The organism is Pseudomonas sp. W2Oct36 (assembly GCF_041060465.1).
GTDB classification, from domain to species: Bacteria; Pseudomonadota; Gammaproteobacteria; order Pseudomonadales; family Pseudomonadaceae; genus Aquipseudomonas; species Aquipseudomonas graminis_B.
In genome coordinates this window covers 64,397-81,847 of record NZ_JAUERW010000015.1, presented here as the reverse complement: position 1 = coordinate 81,847, position 17,451 = coordinate 64,397, and the positions used below count along the sequence as shown (strand labels likewise).

Here is a 17,451-nt window from a genome sequence, read left to right as displayed (position 1 = left end):
GGCGCTCATCTGCGAATCCCCAGGAAATACACGCACCATGATGAACAACGATGTACTGCGCAGCATCCGTTACATGCTTGATATCAACGACGCCAAAGTGGTCGATATCATCAAGCTCGGCGGGTTCGACGCGACCAAGGCCGATGTCGCGGCCTACATGAAGAAAGACGAAGAAGAAGGCTTCGTGCCGTGTAGCGACGAGGTCATGGCGCATTTCCTCGACGGTCTGGTGTTCTTCAAGCGCGGCAAGGACGAGAGCCGCCCGCCGCTGCCTGTCGAGCTGCCGATCACCAACAACATCGTTCTGAAAAAGCTGCGTGTGGCCTTCGAGCTGAAGGAAGACGACATGCACGCGATCCTCAAGGCGTCCGAGTTCCCGGTGTCCAAGCCTGAACTCAGCGCCCTGTTTCGCAAGGCGGGTCACACCAACTACCGTGTCTGTGGCGACCAGTTGCTGCGCAACTTCCTGCGCGGCCTGACCCTGCGCGTACGCGGCTAAGCGCTGCAGCTCCGTTGATGACCCAGGCCTACAGCGTTTCGCCGATCGGTTTCATGCGCTCGTGCTTCAAAGAGAAGTTTGCGATTCCCCGGCAGCCGCAACTGGCGCCTGCCGCGCGGGGCGTGTTGGAGTTGATCGCGCCCTTTGATCAGGGTGACGCCGTGCAGGGCCTGGAACAAGTCAGCCATGTCTGGCTGCTGTTTCTGTTTCATCAAGCCCTGGAGGACAAGCCGCGACTCAAGGTGCGCCCTCCTCGTCTGGGCGGCAATCAGTCGATGGGCGTGTTCGCCACGCGCGCCACCCATCGGCCCAACGGCATCGGTCAGTCGGTGGTCAAGCTGGACAAGGTCGAAGCCGGGCGCCTGTGGTTGTCGGGCATCGACCTGCTGGACGGCACGCCGGTGCTGGACGTCAAACCCTACGTGCCCTACGCCGATGTCATCGCTGATGCGCGCAACGGCATGGCCGCCGCTGCGCCGGAGCTGATTCCGGTGCAGTGGGGGGATGCGGCGCTGGCCCAGGCCCGCGAACACGGGTTGCGCCTCGAAGAACCGCTGATCGAACTGATCGAGCAGTGCCTGGCTCAAGACCCGCGACCGGCCTACCAGACGCCCACGCCAGAGCGCCGCTACGGCGCGCAGTTCTGGGATCTGGACGTTCGCTGGCACTATCCGCAGCCGGGTGTCATTTGCGTGCTGGAGGTGGTTCCCGCCGCCGGTTGATAAACGACTGACGCCTGCCCACAAAAAAACCGCCTGGTCCGTGACCTCCAGGCGGTTTTTTTCAGACCCCAAAAATGCGGGTGCCTGTACTGACCTATTCGCCGATGACGTCACCCTCGCAGGGCTGCGAGGGTGTTCATCGGCGATTGGGTCGTATCTGAATGGCGTTACTTCTCGACGAAGGCGCGCTCGATCAGGTAATCACCTGGCTCGCGCATCCGCGGCGAAACGGTCAGGCCGAAGCTGTTCAGCACTTCGCTGGTTTCGTCGAGCATGCTCGGGCTGCCGCACAGCATGGCGCGGTCGTCCTGCGGGTTGATCGGTGGCAGACCGATGTCGCTGAACAGCTTGCCGCTGCGCATCAGGTCGGTCAGGCGGCCTTCGTTCTCGAACGGCTCGCGGGTCACGGTCGGGTAGTAGATCAGCTTGTCACGCAGCATCTCGCCGAAGAATTCGTTCTGCGGCAGGTGCTCGGTGATGAACTCGCGGTAAGCGACTTCATTCACGTAACGCACGCCGTGGCAGAGGATGACCTTCTCGAAACGCTCGTAGGTTTCGGGGTCCTGAATCACGCTCATGAACGGCGCCAGACCGGTACCGGTGCTGAGCAGGTAAAGGTGCTTGCCCGGCTTGAGGTCGTCCAGCACCAGCGTGCCCGTAGGCTTCTTGCTGATGATGATCTCGTCGCCTTCCTTCAGATGCTGCAGCTGGGAGGTCAGCGGGCCGTCCGGCACCTTGATGCTGAAGAACTCCAGATGCTCTTCCCAGTTCGGGCTGGCAATGGAGTAGGCACGCATGAGCGGGCGCCCGTTTGGCTGCTGCAGACCGATCATGACGAACTGACCGTTCTCGAAGCGCAGGCCAGGATCACGGGTGCACTTGAAACTGAAGAGGGTGTCGTTCCAGTGATGAACGCTGAGGACACGCTCGTGATTCATGTTGCTCATGGTACGTGGGAGCTCCTGATAAATAACGTGCGCCAGTCGATGCGCCATTGCGCGACATTCTAGTGGCAGACACAATATCTGTTAACTGAATTATCAAGATATGGGTTATCGGTTATATAGATATGCGATTTACTCTCCGTCAGCTCCAGGTTTTCGTCGCCGTCGCTCAGCAGGAAAGCGTTTCCCGCGCAGCGGTCCTGCTGTCCTTGTCGCAATCGGCGGCGAGCACGTCCATCACTGAACTGGAACGCCAGTCCAGCTGCCAGCTGTTCGACCGCGCCGGTAAGCGGCTGAGCCTCAATGCCACCGGCAGGCAGCTGTTGCCCCAGGCCGTTGCGCTGCTGGATCAGGCCAAGGAGATCGAAGACCTGCTCAACGGCAAGTCCGGCTTCGGCTCGCTGGCGGTCGGCGCAACCCTCACCATCGGCAACTACCTGGCGACCCTCTTGATCGGCAGTTTCATGCAGCGCCACCCTGAGAGCCAGGTGAAGCTGCACGTGCAAAACACGGCGAACATCGTTCAGCAGGTCGCCCATTACGAAATCGATCTGGGCTTGATCGAAGGCGACTGCAGCCACCCCGACATCGAAGTGCAGACTTGGGTCGAGGATGAGCTGGTGGTGTTTTGCGCCCCTCAGCATCCGCTGGCCAAAAAGGGCCGGGCGTCACTGGAGGAATTGACGCGGGAGGCGTGGATCTTGCGGGAGCAGGGTTCGGGGACGCGCCTGACCTTCGATCAGGCCATGCGTCATCACCTGAACAGCCTGAACGTGAGGCTGGAGCTGGAACACACCGAGGCGATCAAACGTGCTGTGGAGTCAGGGCTGGGAATTGGTTGCATCTCGCGTCTGGCCCTGCGTGACGCTTTCCGTCGCGGCAGCCTCGTTGCGGTTGAAACGCCGGAGCTGGATCTGGTGCGCCAGTTCTACTTCATCTGGCACAAACAGAAATATCAGACGTCCGCTATCCGCGAATTCCTCGACCTCTGTCGCTCATTCACCGCCGGTGTTAACCGCAGCGACGAGATTGTCCTGCCAAGCATTGCCTGACGCGCAGCCCGGCTATAAAGGCGATTGTCAGCCCAGCAGGATCAGGCCCCAGACCACGGCAATCATGCTCAGCGCCACGAACTGTGCGGCGCTGCCCATGTCTTTGGCGTTCTTCGACAGCGGGTGGCGGTCGAGGGAAATCCGGTCAATCGCGGCTTCGATGGCCGAGTTCAGCAGTTCCACGATCAGCGCCAACAGGCACACCGCGATCAGGATCGCGCGCTCGCCGCGGCTGACATGAAACACGAAGGACAGCGGGATCAACACGACGTTGAGCAGCACCAGTTGACGGAACGCCGCTTCGCCCTTAAATGCAGCGGTCAGGCCGTCAAAGGAATAGCCAGACGCGTTGAGAATACGTTTGAGGCCGGTCTGGCCTTTGAATGGGGACGTCATAGGAAAACTACTGATGAATGAAAGCGGTGGAGGCTAGTGCGGCGACGGTCAAAAAAGTGTGAAGGTCGGCCGCGTAAAGCCCGGGGTTTAGCCTGATTCGCGGGAATCAGCTCTGGGGAATGGATTCCAATTGTTGCAGCAGTAAAGCGGCCTGGGTTCGGGTGCGCACGTTGAGCTTGCGAAAGATCGCCGTGACATGGGCCTTGATCGTGGCTTCCGACACGCTCAGCTCGTAGGCGATCTGCTTGTTCAGCAACCCCTCGCAGACCATCGTCAACACGCGAAACTGCTGGGGCGTCAGGCTGGCAAGGCCTTCGCTGGCGGCCTTGGCCTCCGGTGACACGCTGATGCTTTCGTTGACCTGCGGGGGCCACCAGACATCGCCATCCAGCACCGTTCGCACGGCCTTCTGAATGGTTTCCAGGGAACTGGATTTCGGGATGAAGCCGCTGGCGCCGAACTCGCGGGACTTGACCACCACCGCGGCCTCTTCCTGAGCGGAGACCATCACCACCGGGACTTGCGGGTACTGGCCGCGCAACAGCACCAACCCCGAAAAGCCATAGGCGCCGGGCATGTTCAGGTCCAGCAGAACCAGATCCCAGTCAGACTTTTCGGTCAGTCGCGCTTCCAGATCAGCGATGCTCTCGGCCTCGACCAATCTGGCGTCCGGCCCGAGCCCAAGGCTCAGCGCCTGATGCAAGGCGCTGCGAAACAGGGGATGGTCGTCGGCAATCAGGATTTCGTATGGCATTTCATGATCCTGTAAGTGACTGAGCGCCGACGAATTCAACACCCAATGAGGTCACCCGCGACATCTTGACACAGGGACCGTACGTGAGCGGCGCCAAGGATGCCCAGCGAAGTCGGGGTGGTCAAGCCTGATGCTTTGCGGCAAAGTCTGCGCCCCCGACCTGACGAGTGCCATCATGCCAAACCATGCCCTGCGAGCGGACCTGCTCATGCTCCTGACCGCATTGATCTGGGGCACCGGCTTCGTCGCCCAGACCGCCGGTATGGATCACATCGGTCCCTACCTGTTCTCGGGTCTGCGGTTCGCGCTGGGCTCCCTCTGCCTGATCCCGCTGATTCTGCGCAATGCCAAAACGGCACGTGTGCCAGAGCCCTTGCTCAATCGCGGCATGTTACGCGCCGGCATCATCATGGGCCTGGCGCTGGCACTGGGCATCAACCTGCAACAGGTCGGCCTGCTGTTTACCAGCGTGACCAACTCCGGGTTCATCACCGGCCTTTACGTGATTGTAGTTCCGTTGCTGGGCTTGCTGCTCGGGCATAAAACCGGGCTGGGCACCTGGCTGGGTTGCCTGTTGGCAGTGGTTGGCATGTGCCTGCTCAGTATCGGCGATAACTTTCACGTCGCTTCGGGGGATTGGCTGCAGTTGATCGGCGCGTTCGTGTGGGGTGCACACGTGGTGTTGGTCAGTTTGTTCGCCAGCCGCCACGACCCGATCCGTCTGGCTTTTTTACAGTTCGCCACCTGTTCGGTAGTGAGTCTGCTCCTGGCAGTCCTCTTCGAACCGATCGCCCTCAATGCGATCATCGATGCGGGCCCTTCCCTGCTTTATGGCGGCATCGTCGCGGTGGGCGTGGGTTACACGCTGCAAGTGGTCGCGCAGAAGCACGCCATTGCCTCCCATGCCGCCATCATCCTCTCTCTGGAAGCCGTGTTCGCCGCCATCGCCGGCGCCTGGATTCTGGGAGAGGCCTTGCAACTGCGTGGTTATATCGGTTGTGGATTAATGCTGGCGGGGATGCTGCTGGCGCAGTTGTGGCCGAAGAAAACTCTCGCCTGAGGTCATACTCGTATTGCGAGCCGTTTTAAGGCGGCTCGCGGGCGGCGACACAACTGATGACTACTCGAGGTAACCCTTCAGCTCTTGATGGGCATCGCTTAGCAAGTCGAGGGGCAACTGATTTTTAGCCCCTAAATAGTGCTGACTGAACACATCGAAATAACAGCTCAACGCAGAGCCTGCCTCAGTATCGCCGGCCAGATCGAAACACAGTGCGGCCACTTCAGCGGTACAGAGATGTTCGCTGCGGGTGGAGCGTCTCAACTTGTATCGTGAAAGCTTCTCGGGAATCAGGCTTAAAATCGGGATCGAATCAAAGTAAGCGCTTTTACGGAAGATCTTCCTCGCTTCAGTCCATGTCGCGTCAATCAGCACAAACAGCGGTCTCTTGTTCGGATTAATCGTCACGGTGTTGGTGACGCGCTCCGCCGCTACGTATTCACCCGGGAACACCAGGTAGGGCTGCCATTGCGGATCATTGAGCAATGCAATCAGCTTTTCGTCGACCTCAGTGCGTGACCACACAAACGCATGGTTATCCTGAATCACGTCTGCTATCAGCCAACCGGTATTGCTGGGTTTGAATACCTCTTTTTTGGTCATGATGAGGCAAACCCCAGATCGTGCCTGGACCTTGGGACGCCACCTGCAAAGGCAGTGACTTTCGATCACTCGACAGCAATGGCACCTTGGCGCACGTGATCCGCGAGCCAAGAAAGGTTTCGTGCTCTCCTCCTCCCGCTCATCTCTCAGACGTGCGACCGAATTACCGTGAAAAACAGTCTGGGTCATTGAGGGGTAAGAAGGCAGTGACACGAGGGGCATCCGGCAGGTCGAAAAGTCGCGGCATTCTATCAGACGCGGGCCAAGGCGCCGTGCTCTCTGGTGTCCGCCAAGGCTCCTCCCCTATACTGCCCGGCCTTGAGAGCACTCACGCCCACAGTGAACGCCTCGGGATGTCGCCGGTCCAACGGCCAGCCTCTGCAACACCCGTCCACGCACCAGGAGAATTCAATGCTGCGCCTCATCGCCCCCACTCTCACGCTTTTGCTCGTCGCTCCACTGTGCGCCAACGCGGCGTCCAAGCAGGATTACGAACTGAGCCAGATGCTTGATAAAGTCGCGAAGGAAAGCAGTGTCGGCACCCCACGCGCCATCAACGAAGACATCCTCGACGAAGGCTACACCGTTGAAGGCAAGATGCTGATCAACCACCTGAGCGTGCAGGCCGGCCAGGCGGCTCAGATGCGCGAAAACCCGGACGACGTCCGCGGTCAGCTGGGCGGTAGCGTGTGCCGCAACGCCGGTTACCGCCAACTGATGGCCAAGGGCGCGATCCTGCGGTACCAGTTCACCGAATACAAAACCAACAAGCTCATCACCACCCAGGAAATCAAAGCGGCGGACTGCGCTGCCAAGCCCCCTGCCCACAAGAAGTGATGTAACGAGATTTACGGGCTGCGCGTTTCGAGATCCTTTCAACGCGCAGTCCTGTTTCACCCTCCCTGGCTACATGCGTCATCCACTCCCTGCCCACTCAACATCTTTCGCACCCTGCCTTGATCGCGGATCGCAGAGCCTGCGTTTCGTTTCGCCTTGCCTGTTACGCCCCAACACACTTTGCGTGCAAGAAAGAGGTTGCCTGTCGCGCGGCTTGCCATCACTGTTTTCTCTAATTCTGCTGAAGGAGAAAGCGTGAATGCCGTACGTACCCAGTGACGCGTTGTCTCAACACTTTCAGAGCAACGGAAACGACCTCACCCTCAAGGTCGAAGAGCTCCTCGGTTCGGTCGCCCCGGACAGCCCCAATCTTCCGCTGTACCGCGACATGACCCTGACCGTCCTGCGCATGGCCCAGGACGACCTCAATCGCTGGAATGCCAAAATCACCCTGCAAGCATTACGCGAACTGGAAAATGCTTTCCGGGTGCTCGAACGATTCAAAGGCCGGCGCAAGGTCACCGTGTTCGGCTCCGCCCGCACACCCCTCGAACATCCTGTTTATGCGCTGGCCCGTGAACTGGGCAAGCAACTGGCCGCCTCGGACCTGATGGTCATCACCGGCGCCGGTGGCGGGATCATGGCCGCGGCCCACGAAGGCGCCGGTCTGGATCACAGCCTGGGCTTCAATATCACCCTGCCCTTCGAGCAGCACGCCAATGCGACCGTGGATGGCACCGGCAATCTGCTGCCGTTCCACTTCTTCTTCACGCGTAAGCTGTTTTTCGTCAAAGAGGCCGATGCGCTGGTGCTCTGCCCAGGCGGGTTTGGCACCCTCGACGAAGCGCTGGAAGTGCTGACGCTGATCCAGACCGGCAAAAGTCCTCTGGTTCCGATCGTGCTGCTGGATGCCCCGGGCGGGACCTTCTGGGAAGGAGCGCTCAGCTTCATCAGAAATGAGCTGGAGACGAACAAGTACATTCTGCCTACGGACATGAACCTGATGAAGCTGGTGTACAGCGCCGATGAGGCCGTCGCCGAGATCAACCGCTTCTACAGCAACTTTCACTCCAGCCGCTGGCTGAAGAACACCTTCGTCATTCGCATGCACCACGCCTTGAGCGAACAGGCGTTGAACGCCCTACAGGACAGGTTTGTCGATCTGCGGTTAAGCGGCGACTTCCAGCAATACGGGCATCAGGACGAATATGACGAAGCGCAGTTCAGCCATCTCACGCGCCTGGCATTCACGTTTAACGGCCGCAACCATGGCCGCTTGCGCGAACTGGTGGACTGCATAAACCTGGAGGAAAACTGGGCAAGACCTGCGCACTCTCAGCAGGCCCGAGGGAGCGAGCCTGTGAAACCGATGTGACGGTGCATGCTTGAGGGCGCGTCTGCGCGCCTTCAGGCAGATCACGCGTCAGTCGTCGTTGCCCTTGCCACTCAGCAAACGACCAATCAGCTCGGGCGGGTATCCGCGATAACTCAGAAAGCGCATCTGCTGGCCACGCTCGCGAGCATCCCTGGGCAGTTGACCGCTGAACTTGCGCTGCCACAGCGCTTCCAGTTTCTCCCACCAGTCCACGCCGCACTCGCGCAGCGCTTGTTCGACGTCTGCACGCGGCAAGCCGCGTTGCCCCAGCTCTTCGCGGATACGCAAAGGGCCGTGGCCAGAGCGGGCACGGTAGGAAACAAAGCTTTCGAGGTATCGGGATTCAGACAGCAGACCCTCTTCCGTCAGACGGTCAAGCGCTGCGTCAATCAATTCGGGGGGAGCGCCGCGCTGACGCAACTTGCGCGTCAGCTCGACACGACCGTGCTCGCGTCGTGCGAGCAGGTCCATTGCAGTACGCCTTACAGCGACGGGCGTATCAAGCACAGCTGGCATGGCAGGGATCAGATGTCCGCGTCAGCTTCGACTTCAGCCACATCGTCTGCCGCTACGCGGGACGACTGGGCCTTCACATCAGGCGCTGCCGTCAGCAGCTTCTCGCGAATCTGCCTTTCGAGGGTGGTACCGATTTCCGGGTTGTCCGCCAGGAACTTCGCGGAGTTGGCCTTACCCTGACCGATCTTGCTGCCCTGGTAGCTGTACCAGGCACCGGATTTCTCCAGCAGACCGTGCAGCACGCCGAGGTCGATGATCTCGCCGTTACGGTAGATGCCCTTGCCGTAGAGAATCTGGAACTCAGCCTGACGGAACGGCGGAGCCACCTTGTTCTTGACGACTTTGACGCGGGTTTCACTACCGACGACTTCGTCGCCTTCCTTGACCGCGCCCGTGCGACGGATGTCCAGACGGACCGATGCGTAGAACTTCAGCGCGTTACCACCGGTGGTGGTCTCCGGGCTGCCGAACATCACGCCGATCTTCATACGGATCTGGTTAATGAAGATAACCAGGCAGTTGGCAGTTTTGATGTTACCGGTGATCTTACGTAGCGCCTGGGACATCAGTCGGGCTTGCAGGCCGACGTGCATGTCGCCCATTTCGCCTTCGATTTCAGCCTTTGGCACCAGAGCGGCAACGGAGTCGACGACGATGACGTCGATCGCGTTCGAACGCACCAGCATGTCGGTGATTTCGAGGGCCTGTTCGCCGGTGTCTGGCTGGGAGACCAGCAGGTCATCGACGTTGACGCCCAGCTTGCCGGCGTACTCTGGATCAAGCGCGTGCTCGGCGTCGACGAATGCGCAAGTGGCGCCCATTTTTTGGGCTTCTGCGATGACGGACAGAGTGAGGGTGGTTTTACCCGAAGATTCCGGGCCGTAGATTTCAACGATCCGGCCTTTTGGCAGGCCACCGATACCGAGTGCGATATCGAGGCCCAGCGAGCCGGTGGAGATAGCAGGAATAGCCTGGCGGTCATGGTCACCCATGCGCATTACGGCACCTTTGCCGAACTGACGCTCGATCTGACCCAAGGCCGCAGCCAAGGCTTTCTTCTTGTTGTCGTCCATTGAATCCTCTCGTAATAGGTTAGGCCTTGACGGCCGATATAACTGTATAAGTAGCCAGTATTATTCCACAGGGTCCGACGCGCGCCTACCCCTGATTTGGTATTTCTCCGCGAGAGAGCCGGACAAGCCCCTCTAGCGCGGCGATCACCGTTTGTCGGCGGACCGCATCGCGGTCACCTGCAAATAGAAACCGCTCGGCGATCAATCGTTCCGCCACACCCCAGCAGACCCACACCGTGCCCACGGGTTTCTCCAGCGAGCCCCCGTCCGGCCCGGCCACGCCGCTGACCGCGACCGAAAACTGCGCGCCGCTGTTGGCCTGCGCGCCCCTTGCCATGGCCTCGACCACTTCGCGACTGACGGCACCGACTTGCGCAAACAACGCTTCCGGCACTGCCAGTTGTCGGGTCTTCTGCCGGTTGGAGTAAGTGACATACCCGGCCTCGAACCAGGCCGAACTCCCCGGGATTCGGGTGATGGTTTCGGCGATACCGCCTCCGGTGCAGGATTCGGCCGTGCTGACCTGCGCGCCTGTTGCCAACAGTTGCTGGCCCAGGGTTGCTGCCAGATGGGTAATGTCATCCACGGGAGATTCTCCGTATCGGTCGAGGCGAAGCAGACACGCTACACCAGCCGGGTCGATCTGCAACACAGGACGCGACCTGAATCCGGATCACGCCTGCAAGACACTTATTTGCGCTCCGGTTTTTCGGGGCAGGGTTTCTTGACGGTTTCCACGATGGTTTCCCGTGGACGTCGCTTGGCCTCCTCCAGAGGGATGAAACGGCCGTTGGTTGAATCTCGTCCTCGCTTGCGTTGCATGGTGCAATCCTTGTCGATGATGCCGCCTCCAGTCGGGCGGTGCTCGACATCCTAGCCAGCTCGAAGCGCTTCGTGTCGGTTCGGAAACGCGCCGTGACGAATCAGCCGGACCTGCGGCCCGCGAACGTGCGTGGTAACCTTGCCGCCATCGCAAAAGCAATCGGACATGACGTCGAGCCACGTAGGTGGAATCCACGTCGTCGCCCGAAACTTGCCTCAATCTCCTACAGAATTTGCCTAAATAACTGATGAATAAAGCAATTTCCGACCTCTCCTCGCACACCCCCATGATGCAGCAGTACTGGCGGCTGAAAAATCAGCACCCCGACCAGTTGATGTTTTATCGCATGGGTGACTTCTACGAGATCTTCTACGAAGACGCCAAGAAGGCGGCCAAGCTGCTCGACATCACGTTGACCGCCCGGGGCCAGTCAGCAGGGCAAAGCATTCCCATGTGCGGCATCCCCTATCACGCAGCGGAAGGCTATCTGGCCAAGCTGGTGAAATTGGGCGAGTCCGTGGTCATCTGTGAACAGATCGGCGATCCGGCGACCAGCAAAGGCCCGGTTGATCGTCAGGTGGTGCGCATCATCACGCCGGGCACCGTCAGCGACGAAGCGTTGCTGGACGAGCGTCGGGATAACTTGATCGCCGCCGTACTGGGCGACGAGCGCCTGTTCGGCCTTGCCGTGCTCGACATCACCAGCGGCAATTTCACGGTGCTGGAAATCAAGGGCTGGGAAAACCTGCTGGCCGAGCTTGAGCGTATCAACCCGGTGGAACTGCTGATTCCCGATGATTGGCCCCAGGGCCTGCCAGCGGAAAAACGTCGCGGAGCCCGTCGTCGCGCGCCGTGGGATTTCGAACGCGATTCGGCGCATAAAAGCCTGTGCCAGCAGTTCTCCACTCAGGACCTGAAAGGCTTCGGCTGCGAGAACCTGACCCTGGCAATCGGCGCGGCCGGCTGTCTGCTGAGTTACGCCAAGGAAACCCAGCGCACGGCATTGCCTCACTTGCGCAGCCTGCGCCATGAACGCCTCGACGATACGGTGATTCTGGACGGCGCCAGCCGTCGCAATCTGGAACTCGACACCAATCTGGCGGGCGGCCGGGACAACACGCTGCAATCGGTCATGGATCGCTGCCAGACCGCCATGGCCACGCGCCTGTTGACCCGCTGGCTGAACCGGCCATTGCGCGATCTGCGCATCCTTCAGGCCCGGCAGGAATCAATCGGTTGCTTCCTTGAACGCTATCGCTTCGAGAACCTGCAGCCGCAACTGAAAGAAATCGGCGACATCGAGCGCATTCTCGCGCGCATCGGCCTGCGTAACGCCCGTCCCCGTGACCTGGCGCGTCTGCGTGATGCCCTGAGCGCGTTGCCCGAACTGCAATTGGCGCTGGCGGAGCTTGAAGCGCCGCACATTCAGCAATTGGCGAAAACCGCGAGCACCTACCCGGAGCTCGCCGACCTGCTGCAACGCGCAATCATCGACAATCCGCCTGCCGTCATTCGCGACGGCGGCGTACTGAAGACCGGTTACGACGCCGAGCTCGACGAGTTGCTGTCCCTGAGCGAGAACGCCGGGCAGTTCCTGATTGATCTGGAAACACGGGAGAAGGCGCGCACCGGGCTGGCCAACCTCAAGGTCGGCTACAACCGCGTGCACGGCTACTTCATCGAGCTGCCGAGCAAGCAGGCGGAACAGGCGCCGGCCGATTACATCCGCCGTCAAACGCTCAAGGGCGCCGAGCGTTTCATCACCCCCGAGCTCAAGGAATTCGAAGACAAGGCGTTGTCGGCCAAGAGCCGCGCGCTGGCTCGGGAAAAAATGCTGTACGAGACGCTGCTGGAAGACCTGATCGGGCACCTTGCGCCGCTGCAGGACACCGCCGCGGCTCTGGCCGAGCTGGATGTGCTGAGCAACCTGGCCGAGCGGGCGTTGAATCTGGACCTGAACCGTCCGCGCTTCACCGATGAGCCGTGCATGCGCATCGAGCAGGGGCGTCACCCGGTGGTTGAGCAGGTTCTGTCGTCGCCTTTCGTGGCCAATGACCTGGACCTGAACGACAGCACGCGCATGCTGGTGATCACCGGTCCTAACATGGGCGGTAAATCCACCTACATGCGCCAGACCGCTCTGATCGTGCTGCTGGCGCATATCGGCAGCTTCGTGCCGGCGGCGAGCTGCGAGCTTTCGCTGGTCGACCGCATCTTCACGCGGATCGGTTCAAGCGATGACCTGGCCGGCGGACGCTCCACCTTCATGGTGGAAATGAGCGAGACGGCGAACATTCTGCACAACGCCACCGACAAAAGCCTGGTACTGATGGATGAAGTCGGACGTGGCACCAGCACCTTCGACGGGCTCTCGCTGGCGTGGGCGGCGGCGGAATGCCTTGCCCAGCTGCGTGCGTACACGCTGTTCGCCACGCACTACTTCGAGCTGACGGTGCTGCCGGAGAGCGAGCCGCTGGTGGCCAACGTGCATCTGAATGCCACCGAGCACAACGAACGGATTGTCTTCCTGCACCGCGTGCTGCCGGGCCCGGCGAGCCAGAGCTATGGCCTTGCCGTGGCGCAACTGGCCGGCGTGCCAGGGCGCGTCATCACCCGGGCCAAGGAGCATCTGTTGCGTCTGGAGACCACCAGCCTGCCCCACGAACAGCCCAGGGCCAAGCCGGGCAAACCGCCGCTACCGATGCAGAGCGATATGTTCGCAAGTTTGCCGCACCCTGTTCTGGACGAGTTGTCGAACCTGAAGATCGACGACCTGACGCCGCGCCAGGCGCTTGAGTTGTTGTATTCGATGAAAACTCGCATCTAACGTGATTCGTAACAAGCTGTTAGAATCCCGCGCGGTTCGGGACGCTGTGAGCTTTTAGCCTGGCTTTACAGCGCACCTGGCCGCGTTTGAACGCAGCGAACCAAGGTCGGACATCGCCGCGCAGGACACCTTGCCTGCCGCGTTGCTCGAGAAGCTGAGTTTTACGGCCGGGGGACGTCCCGTACCTGGCAAGCCGGACTGAACGGCCTTGCTGCCGCCGCCTGAGGAGAGAATTAGAAATGACCTTCGTCGTCACCGACAACTGCATCAAGTGCAAGTACACCGACTGCGTAGAAGTCTGTCCGGTGGACTGCTTTTACGAAGGCCCAAACTTCCTGGTGATTCACCCGGACGAGTGCATCGACTGTGCCCTTTGCGAACCCGAATGTCCTGCGAATGCGATCTTCTCGGAAGACGAGATTCCGGCCGGCATGGAGAATTTCATTCAGCTGAACGCAGAGCTGGCTGACGTCTGGCCCAACATCACGGAACGCAAGGATGCGCTGCCGGATGCTGCGCAGTGGGATGGCAAGACCGGCAAGATCGCCGATCTGGAGCGCTAAGCGTCTGGAGCGCTGCGCATTCTGCTGACACAAAAGGCCCCTCGGGGCCTTTTTGCATCGTGGACCGGTTGCAGTCGCACTTTTCTGCAGACGAAAAAAGGGGCGGTATGACCCGCCCACATTTTTTCCATAATCCCTTTAATCCTTGTTCATCATCCTGATGAATCGCGTCCTGCGATGTCCTTGAGCAGTCGTCCTTGACCGCTTGTACCAATCCGTCGGTACAGGACTGATCTTAGTGATTTAAACGGTGAGGGCAAGCGCCGAGAGTTTGCAGAAAAATTCAGCCGCTGATCGACGCTCATTTTAAATTGATAGTTAAATCAATGGGATAACCATCGGCTCTCAACTGACGGAGACCTGATCCTCCAAAGAAGAGACGATAACTCACATTACGCGTAAGAAACGGCTTACAGGAGGAGTAAGCATCACTTACCCGATTGTGAAAAAGACCATCGGCCTGTCCGGTCGGTGTCACGTGACATCCATCTAAAGCGCATTCAGCTGGCATAAAAAAAGCCCCGACGCGTCGGGGCTTTCGTGTTGCTGTTATCTGACTTCCGCCAACCATCGGCGGTTTATTGAAAGAGTGACTCGCTGGATAACCCATTCTTCTCGAGAATCTCGCGAAGGCGTTTCAACCCTTCCACTTGAATCTGCCGCACACGCTCTCGGGTCAGGCCGATTTCCAGCCCGACGTCTTCAAGGGTGCTGCTTTCATGCCCGCGCAGCCCGAATCGCCGGACAACGACTTCACGCTGTTTGTCGGTCAACTCGGACAGCCACTGGTCGATGCTCTGGGAGAGATCGTCGTCCTGAAGCAACTCGCACGGATCGGTCGGACGATCGTCCGTCAGCGTGTCGAGCAGCGTCTTGTCAGAATCGGGGCCCAGCGACACATCCACCGAAGACACGCGCTCATTGAGGCCCAGCATGCGCTTGACCTCACCGACCGGCTTCTCCAGCAGGTTGGCGATTTCTTCGGGAGAGGGTTCGTGATCCAGCTTTTGCGTCAGCTCCCGCGCGGCGCGCAGGTAGACGTTGAGCTCTTTGACGACATGGATCGGCAGACGAATCGTGCGCGTCTGATTCATGATCGCGCGCTCGATGGTCTGACGAATCCACCAGGTGGCGTAGGTCGAGAACCGGAATCCGCGCTCCGGATCGAATTTTTCGACTGCTCGAATCAGGCCCAGATTGCCCTCTTCGATCAGGTCCAGCAATGAAAGACCACGATTGACGTAGCGCCTGGCGATTTTCACGACCAGCCGCAGATTGCTCTCAATCATGCGTTTGCGCCCAGCCGGATCGCCGCTTTGCGACAGTCGCGCAAAGTGGACTTCTTCTTCCGGGGAGAGCAGGGGGGAAAAGCCGATTTCATTGAGATACAGCTGCGTAGCATCCAGTGCCCGAGTGTAGTCAATGTACTTATGCTGTTTGAGCGCTGCAGAGTTTTTGGGTTTTGCACGAACAGAAGGTGTAGCTGGCTTCTCATCCGTTGCAGAATCCAGGACGATTACGGGCTCCATGAGGAGAACCTCGTCGTCTATGTCAAACTCCGGCACTTCTTTGCTGAGAGCCATTGTTATAGTCCTTTGGTGAGTTCGACCTCAAGCTCCAGTGACGCCTTCTTCCGTGGCAGCACTTGAGCCTGTCCCCTCTACGCAGGAACAGGCTGACAACCGATCAGCGACGTGGCAAAAATTCCAGTGGATCTACAGGTTTACCCTGGCGGCGAATCTCGAAATGCAGTTTCACCCGGTCCGTTCCCGTCGAGCCCATCTCGGCAATACTCTGCCCTGCCTTGACCTGTTGTCCCTCCCGAACCAAGAGCCGACGGTTATGACCGTAGGCACTGACGTAGGTATCGCTGTGTTTGATGATGACCAGCTCGCCGTAGCCCCTTAAACCACTCCCGGCGTATACAACTGCCCCATCAGACGCGGCCAAAACAGGCTGTCCCAAATCACCAGCGATATCAATTCCTTTATTCAAACTACCGTTTGAAGAGAACTTGCTGATCAAAACGCCGCTTGTCGGCCATGTCCAGCCGCTTGGCGAGCGGGCACCAGTGACCACTGTTGTGTTGACCGGCGTGGCCGTCGAGTTGCTGGTTGGCGGAGGCGTCGTCGCGGCAACGGCGCCTACCGGCCTTGAAATCACGGTGGTCTTCAGCGACCCGGAAGGCGATGTAGAACTGCTGGTCCTGGTCTGCGGAACGCCGACCGGCGCAGCGGCCACTGCAGTGGATGGCGAGTTGGCGCGCCCGTCAAAGCGGATCGTCTGACCGACATGAATGGTGAACGGCTCTGGAATGCTGTTGCGTGCGGCCAGCGCTTTCCAGTCCCAGCCGTAACGGAATGCAATGGAAAAAAGCGTGTCGCCGCGCTTCACAACGTACTGGCCAGTGGTGACCGGCTGACGCGTCGGCACCGTCGATTTGCCGTTACGGTCAACAACGCGCACGCCGCCTGTTGGCGTGCTGGAGCAGCCGACCAGAAGGATACTCAGGGCAACTCCAATCACCAGACGCTGAAAACTTGTTGAAGAACTACGCTGCCGAATGACTGTGAGACTCACCCGCCACTCCCTTTACCGGTGACTGAAGAAGAAACTGCCCTGCATCGTGAAAAGACCAGGCAGCCATGAAAAAATGGTGTGAGACGGCGCTGCGGCAGTTGGCCGAAGCATCGTTGCAAAACGCCAGCCTGTAGACCGACTGCGTTCTGTGGAATTCATTGCCGCTGCAAAATAGCGCTCAGGCCAACGGGCCGTTGAGCAGCGGGACGAAACGAACGGCGCCCAGCACATGCCGGGAGAAGCCGTTTTCCTCGCGGATGATCAGCATCAGTTGCTGCACTTCACCCGAGCCCACTGGAATCACCAAGCGACCGCCGGGGGCCAGTTGGTCCAGCAAGGCCTGAGGTACGTCAGTGGCAACCGCGGTGACGATGATCCCGTTGTAGGGCGCGAGCGCCGGCCAGCCTTCCCAGCCATCGCCCCAGCGAAACACCATGTTGCGCAGGTTCAGCTCGACGAGGCGTTCCTTGGCACGGTCCTGCAGCACTTTGATGCGCTCAACGGAGAAAACCCGCTCCACCAGCTGCGCCAGCACCGCGGTCTGATAACCCGAGCCGGTGCCGATCTCCAGCACCTTGTCCAGCGGACCCGCCGCCAGCAGCAGCTCGCTCATGCGCGCCACCATGTAAGGCTGGGAAATCGTCTGGTTGTTGCCGATCGGCAGCGCGGTGTCTTCGTAGGCGCGGTGCGCCAGAGCTTCGTCGACAAACAGGTGACGGGGGGTCTTGCGAATGACGTCCAGCACCTGGGTGTTGGCGATGCCTTCTTCGCACAACCGTTGAATCAGACGCTCGCGGGTGCGCTGGGAAGTCATCCCCACGCCACGT

19 protein-coding genes are annotated in these 17,451 nt (G+C 59.8%); 8 read left to right on the top strand and 11 right to left on the bottom strand.

From position 1 onward, the window contains the following. The first annotated feature begins 37 nt into the window (after positions 1–37). Positions 38–499: a DUF1456 family protein gene (locus QWI18_RS18795; protein WP_074891250.1), complete on the top strand. Its 462-nt coding sequence runs from the start codon at positions 38–40 to the stop codon at positions 497–499. Positions 500–516: 17 nt separating this feature from the next. Continuing rightward, a complete protein-coding gene (tsaA, locus tag QWI18_RS18790; protein ID WP_369319508.1) occupies positions 517–1,221 on the top strand; it encodes a tRNA (N6-threonylcarbamoyladenosine(37)-N6)-methyltransferase TrmO in 705 nt (234 codons plus the stop codon). A 167-nt stretch (positions 1,222–1,388) separates the two neighbouring features. Here the strand turns inward: tsaA and fpr are convergent, their stop codons facing one another. Beyond that, complete coding sequence (gene fpr / locus QWI18_RS18785; RefSeq protein ID WP_065989778.1) at positions 1,389–2,168, bottom strand: ferredoxin-NADP reductase; 780 nt, start codon at positions 2,166–2,168, stop codon at positions 1,389–1,391. A gap of 122 nt (positions 2,169–2,290) precedes the next feature. Between fpr and QWI18_RS18780 the strand changes: the two genes are divergently transcribed. Next, entirely contained in the window at positions 2,291–3,217 is a 927-nt protein-coding gene (locus QWI18_RS18780) for a LysR family transcriptional regulator (protein WP_065989779.1), read from the top strand. Positions 3,218–3,244: 27 nt separating this feature from the next. On the opposite strand, the gene QWI18_RS18775 is transcribed toward QWI18_RS18780, so the two are convergent. Then, complete coding sequence (locus QWI18_RS18775; RefSeq protein ID WP_065989780.1) at positions 3,245–3,613, bottom strand: diacylglycerol kinase; 369 nt, start codon at positions 3,611–3,613, stop codon at positions 3,245–3,247. Positions 3,614–3,719: 106 nt separating this feature from the next. Further along, positions 3,720–4,367: a response regulator transcription factor ErdR gene (erdR, locus tag QWI18_RS18770; RefSeq protein ID WP_065989781.1), complete on the bottom strand. Its 648-nt coding sequence runs from the start codon at positions 4,365–4,367 to the stop codon at positions 3,720–3,722. Positions 4,368–4,542: 175 nt separating this feature from the next. On the opposite strand from erdR, the gene QWI18_RS18765 reads away from it, so the two are divergent. Beyond that, on the top strand, positions 4,543–5,427 hold the full coding sequence (locus QWI18_RS18765; protein WP_065990259.1) for a DMT family transporter: 885 nt from the start codon (positions 4,543–4,545) through the stop codon (positions 5,425–5,427). Positions 5,428–5,487: 60 nt separating this feature from the next. On the opposite strand, the gene QWI18_RS18760 is transcribed toward QWI18_RS18765, so the two are convergent. Continuing rightward, positions 5,488–6,219, bottom strand: a complete 732-nt coding sequence (locus QWI18_RS18760; RefSeq protein WP_065989782.1) for a tRNA-uridine aminocarboxypropyltransferase — start codon at positions 6,217–6,219, stop codon at positions 5,488–5,490. 222 nt (positions 6,220–6,441) lie between these two features. On the opposite strand from QWI18_RS18760, the gene QWI18_RS18755 reads away from it, so the two are divergent. Both QWI18_RS18755 and QWI18_RS18750 read left to right on the top strand, forming a co-directional pair. Then, entirely contained in the window at positions 6,442–6,867 is a 426-nt protein-coding gene (locus QWI18_RS18755; RefSeq protein WP_369319507.1) for a quorum-sensing-regulated virulence factor family protein, read from the top strand. Between the two features lie 259 nt (positions 6,868–7,126). Continuing rightward, positions 7,127–8,242 carry an LOG family protein gene (locus QWI18_RS18750; protein WP_369319506.1) on the top strand — a complete coding sequence of 372 codons (1,116 nt, stop codon included), beginning with the start codon at positions 7,127–7,129 and terminating at the stop codon, positions 8,240–8,242. 48 nt (positions 8,243–8,290) lie between these two features. Here the strand turns inward: QWI18_RS18750 and recX are convergent, their stop codons facing one another. From recX to QWI18_RS18730, 4 genes are all read right to left on the bottom strand, one after another. Then, positions 8,291–8,758, bottom strand: a complete 468-nt coding sequence (recX, locus tag QWI18_RS18745) for a recombination regulator RecX (RefSeq protein WP_065989787.1) — start codon at positions 8,756–8,758, stop codon at positions 8,291–8,293. A gap of 8 nt (positions 8,759–8,766) precedes the next feature. Next, complete coding sequence (gene recA / locus QWI18_RS18740) at positions 8,767–9,831, bottom strand: recombinase RecA (RefSeq protein WP_065989790.1); 1,065 nt, start codon at positions 9,829–9,831, stop codon at positions 8,767–8,769. A gap of 85 nt (positions 9,832–9,916) precedes the next feature. Next, positions 9,917–10,417, bottom strand: coding sequence for a CinA family protein (locus QWI18_RS18735; protein ID WP_369319505.1), 501 nt, complete (start codon positions 10,415–10,417; stop codon positions 9,917–9,919). A gap of 104 nt (positions 10,418–10,521) precedes the next feature. After that, positions 10,522–10,653, bottom strand: a complete 132-nt coding sequence (locus QWI18_RS18730) for a hypothetical protein (protein ID WP_265386899.1) — start codon at positions 10,651–10,653, stop codon at positions 10,522–10,524. Positions 10,654–10,913: 260 nt separating this feature from the next. On the opposite strand from QWI18_RS18730, the gene mutS reads away from it, so the two are divergent. Together mutS and fdxA are read left to right on the top strand one after the other, a co-directional pair. Continuing rightward, a complete protein-coding gene (mutS, locus tag QWI18_RS18725; protein WP_369319563.1) occupies positions 10,914–13,481 on the top strand; it encodes a DNA mismatch repair protein MutS in 2,568 nt (855 codons plus the stop codon). A 239-nt stretch (positions 13,482–13,720) separates the two neighbouring features. Then, positions 13,721–14,044 carry a ferredoxin FdxA gene (gene fdxA, locus QWI18_RS18720; protein WP_065989796.1) on the top strand — a complete coding sequence of 108 codons (324 nt, stop codon included), beginning with the start codon at positions 13,721–13,723 and terminating at the stop codon, positions 14,042–14,044. 578 nt (positions 14,045–14,622) lie between these two features. Here fdxA and rpoS read toward each other — a convergent pair. The 3 genes from rpoS to QWI18_RS18705 all read right to left on the bottom strand — a co-directional run bounded on the left by rpoS (position 14,623) and on the right by QWI18_RS18705 (position 17,438). Then, positions 14,623–15,627, bottom strand: coding sequence for an RNA polymerase sigma factor RpoS (rpoS, locus tag QWI18_RS18715; RefSeq protein ID WP_065989798.1), 1,005 nt, complete (start codon positions 15,625–15,627; stop codon positions 14,623–14,625). 103 nt (positions 15,628–15,730) lie between these two features. Then, positions 15,731–16,624, bottom strand: a complete 894-nt coding sequence (locus QWI18_RS18710; protein ID WP_369319504.1) for a peptidoglycan DD-metalloendopeptidase family protein — start codon at positions 16,622–16,624, stop codon at positions 15,731–15,733. A gap of 178 nt (positions 16,625–16,802) precedes the next feature. Then, complete coding sequence (locus QWI18_RS18705) at positions 16,803–17,438, bottom strand: protein-L-isoaspartate(D-aspartate) O-methyltransferase (RefSeq protein ID WP_172610991.1); 636 nt, start codon at positions 17,436–17,438, stop codon at positions 16,803–16,805. Between the last annotated feature and the right edge of the window lie 13 nt (positions 17,439–17,451).

Bases quoted from the DNA above. Each gene is read 5' to 3' on its own strand.
- recA (WP_065989790.1), bottom strand. From the start codon at position 9,831: ATGGACGACAACAAGAAGAAAGCCTTGGCTGCGGCCTTGGGTCAGATC.
- QWI18_RS18780 (WP_065989779.1), top strand. From the start codon at position 2,291: ATGCGATTTACTCTCCGTCAGCTCCAGGTTTTCGTCGCCGTCGCTCAG.
- QWI18_RS18730 (WP_265386899.1), bottom strand. From the start codon at position 10,653: ATGCAACGCAAGCGAGGACGAGATTCAACCAACGGCCGTTTCATCCCT.
- QWI18_RS18705 (WP_172610991.1), bottom strand. From the start codon at position 17,438: ATGACTTCCCAGCGCACCCGCGAGCGTCTGATTCAACGGTTGTGCGAA.
- QWI18_RS18775 (WP_065989780.1), bottom strand. From the start codon at position 3,613: ATGACGTCCCCATTCAAAGGCCAGACCGGCCTCAAACGTATTCTCAAC.
- erdR (WP_065989781.1), bottom strand. From the start codon at position 4,367: ATGCCATACGAAATCCTGATTGCCGACGACCATCCCCTGTTTCGCAGC.
- QWI18_RS18765 (WP_065990259.1), top strand. From the start codon at position 4,543: ATGCCAAACCATGCCCTGCGAGCGGACCTGCTCATGCTCCTGACCGCA.
- tsaA (WP_369319508.1), top strand. From the start codon at position 517: ATGACCCAGGCCTACAGCGTTTCGCCGATCGGTTTCATGCGCTCGTGC.
- QWI18_RS18795 (WP_074891250.1), top strand. From the start codon at position 38: ATGATGAACAACGATGTACTGCGCAGCATCCGTTACATGCTTGATATC.
- QWI18_RS18755 (WP_369319507.1), top strand. From the start codon at position 6,442: ATGCTGCGCCTCATCGCCCCCACTCTCACGCTTTTGCTCGTCGCTCCA.
- fpr (WP_065989778.1), bottom strand. From the start codon at position 2,168: ATGAGCAACATGAATCACGAGCGTGTCCTCAGCGTTCATCACTGGAAC.
- recX (WP_065989787.1), bottom strand. From the start codon at position 8,758: ATGCCAGCTGTGCTTGATACGCCCGTCGCTGTAAGGCGTACTGCAATG.
- QWI18_RS18750 (WP_369319506.1), top strand. From the start codon at position 7,127: ATGCCGTACGTACCCAGTGACGCGTTGTCTCAACACTTTCAGAGCAAC.
- rpoS (WP_065989798.1), bottom strand. From the start codon at position 15,627: ATGGCTCTCAGCAAAGAAGTGCCGGAGTTTGACATAGACGACGAGGTT.
- QWI18_RS18760 (WP_065989782.1), bottom strand. From the start codon at position 6,219: ATGACCCAGACTGTTTTTCACGGTAATTCGGTCGCACGTCTGAGAGAT.
- fdxA (WP_065989796.1), top strand. From the start codon at position 13,721: ATGACCTTCGTCGTCACCGACAACTGCATCAAGTGCAAGTACACCGAC.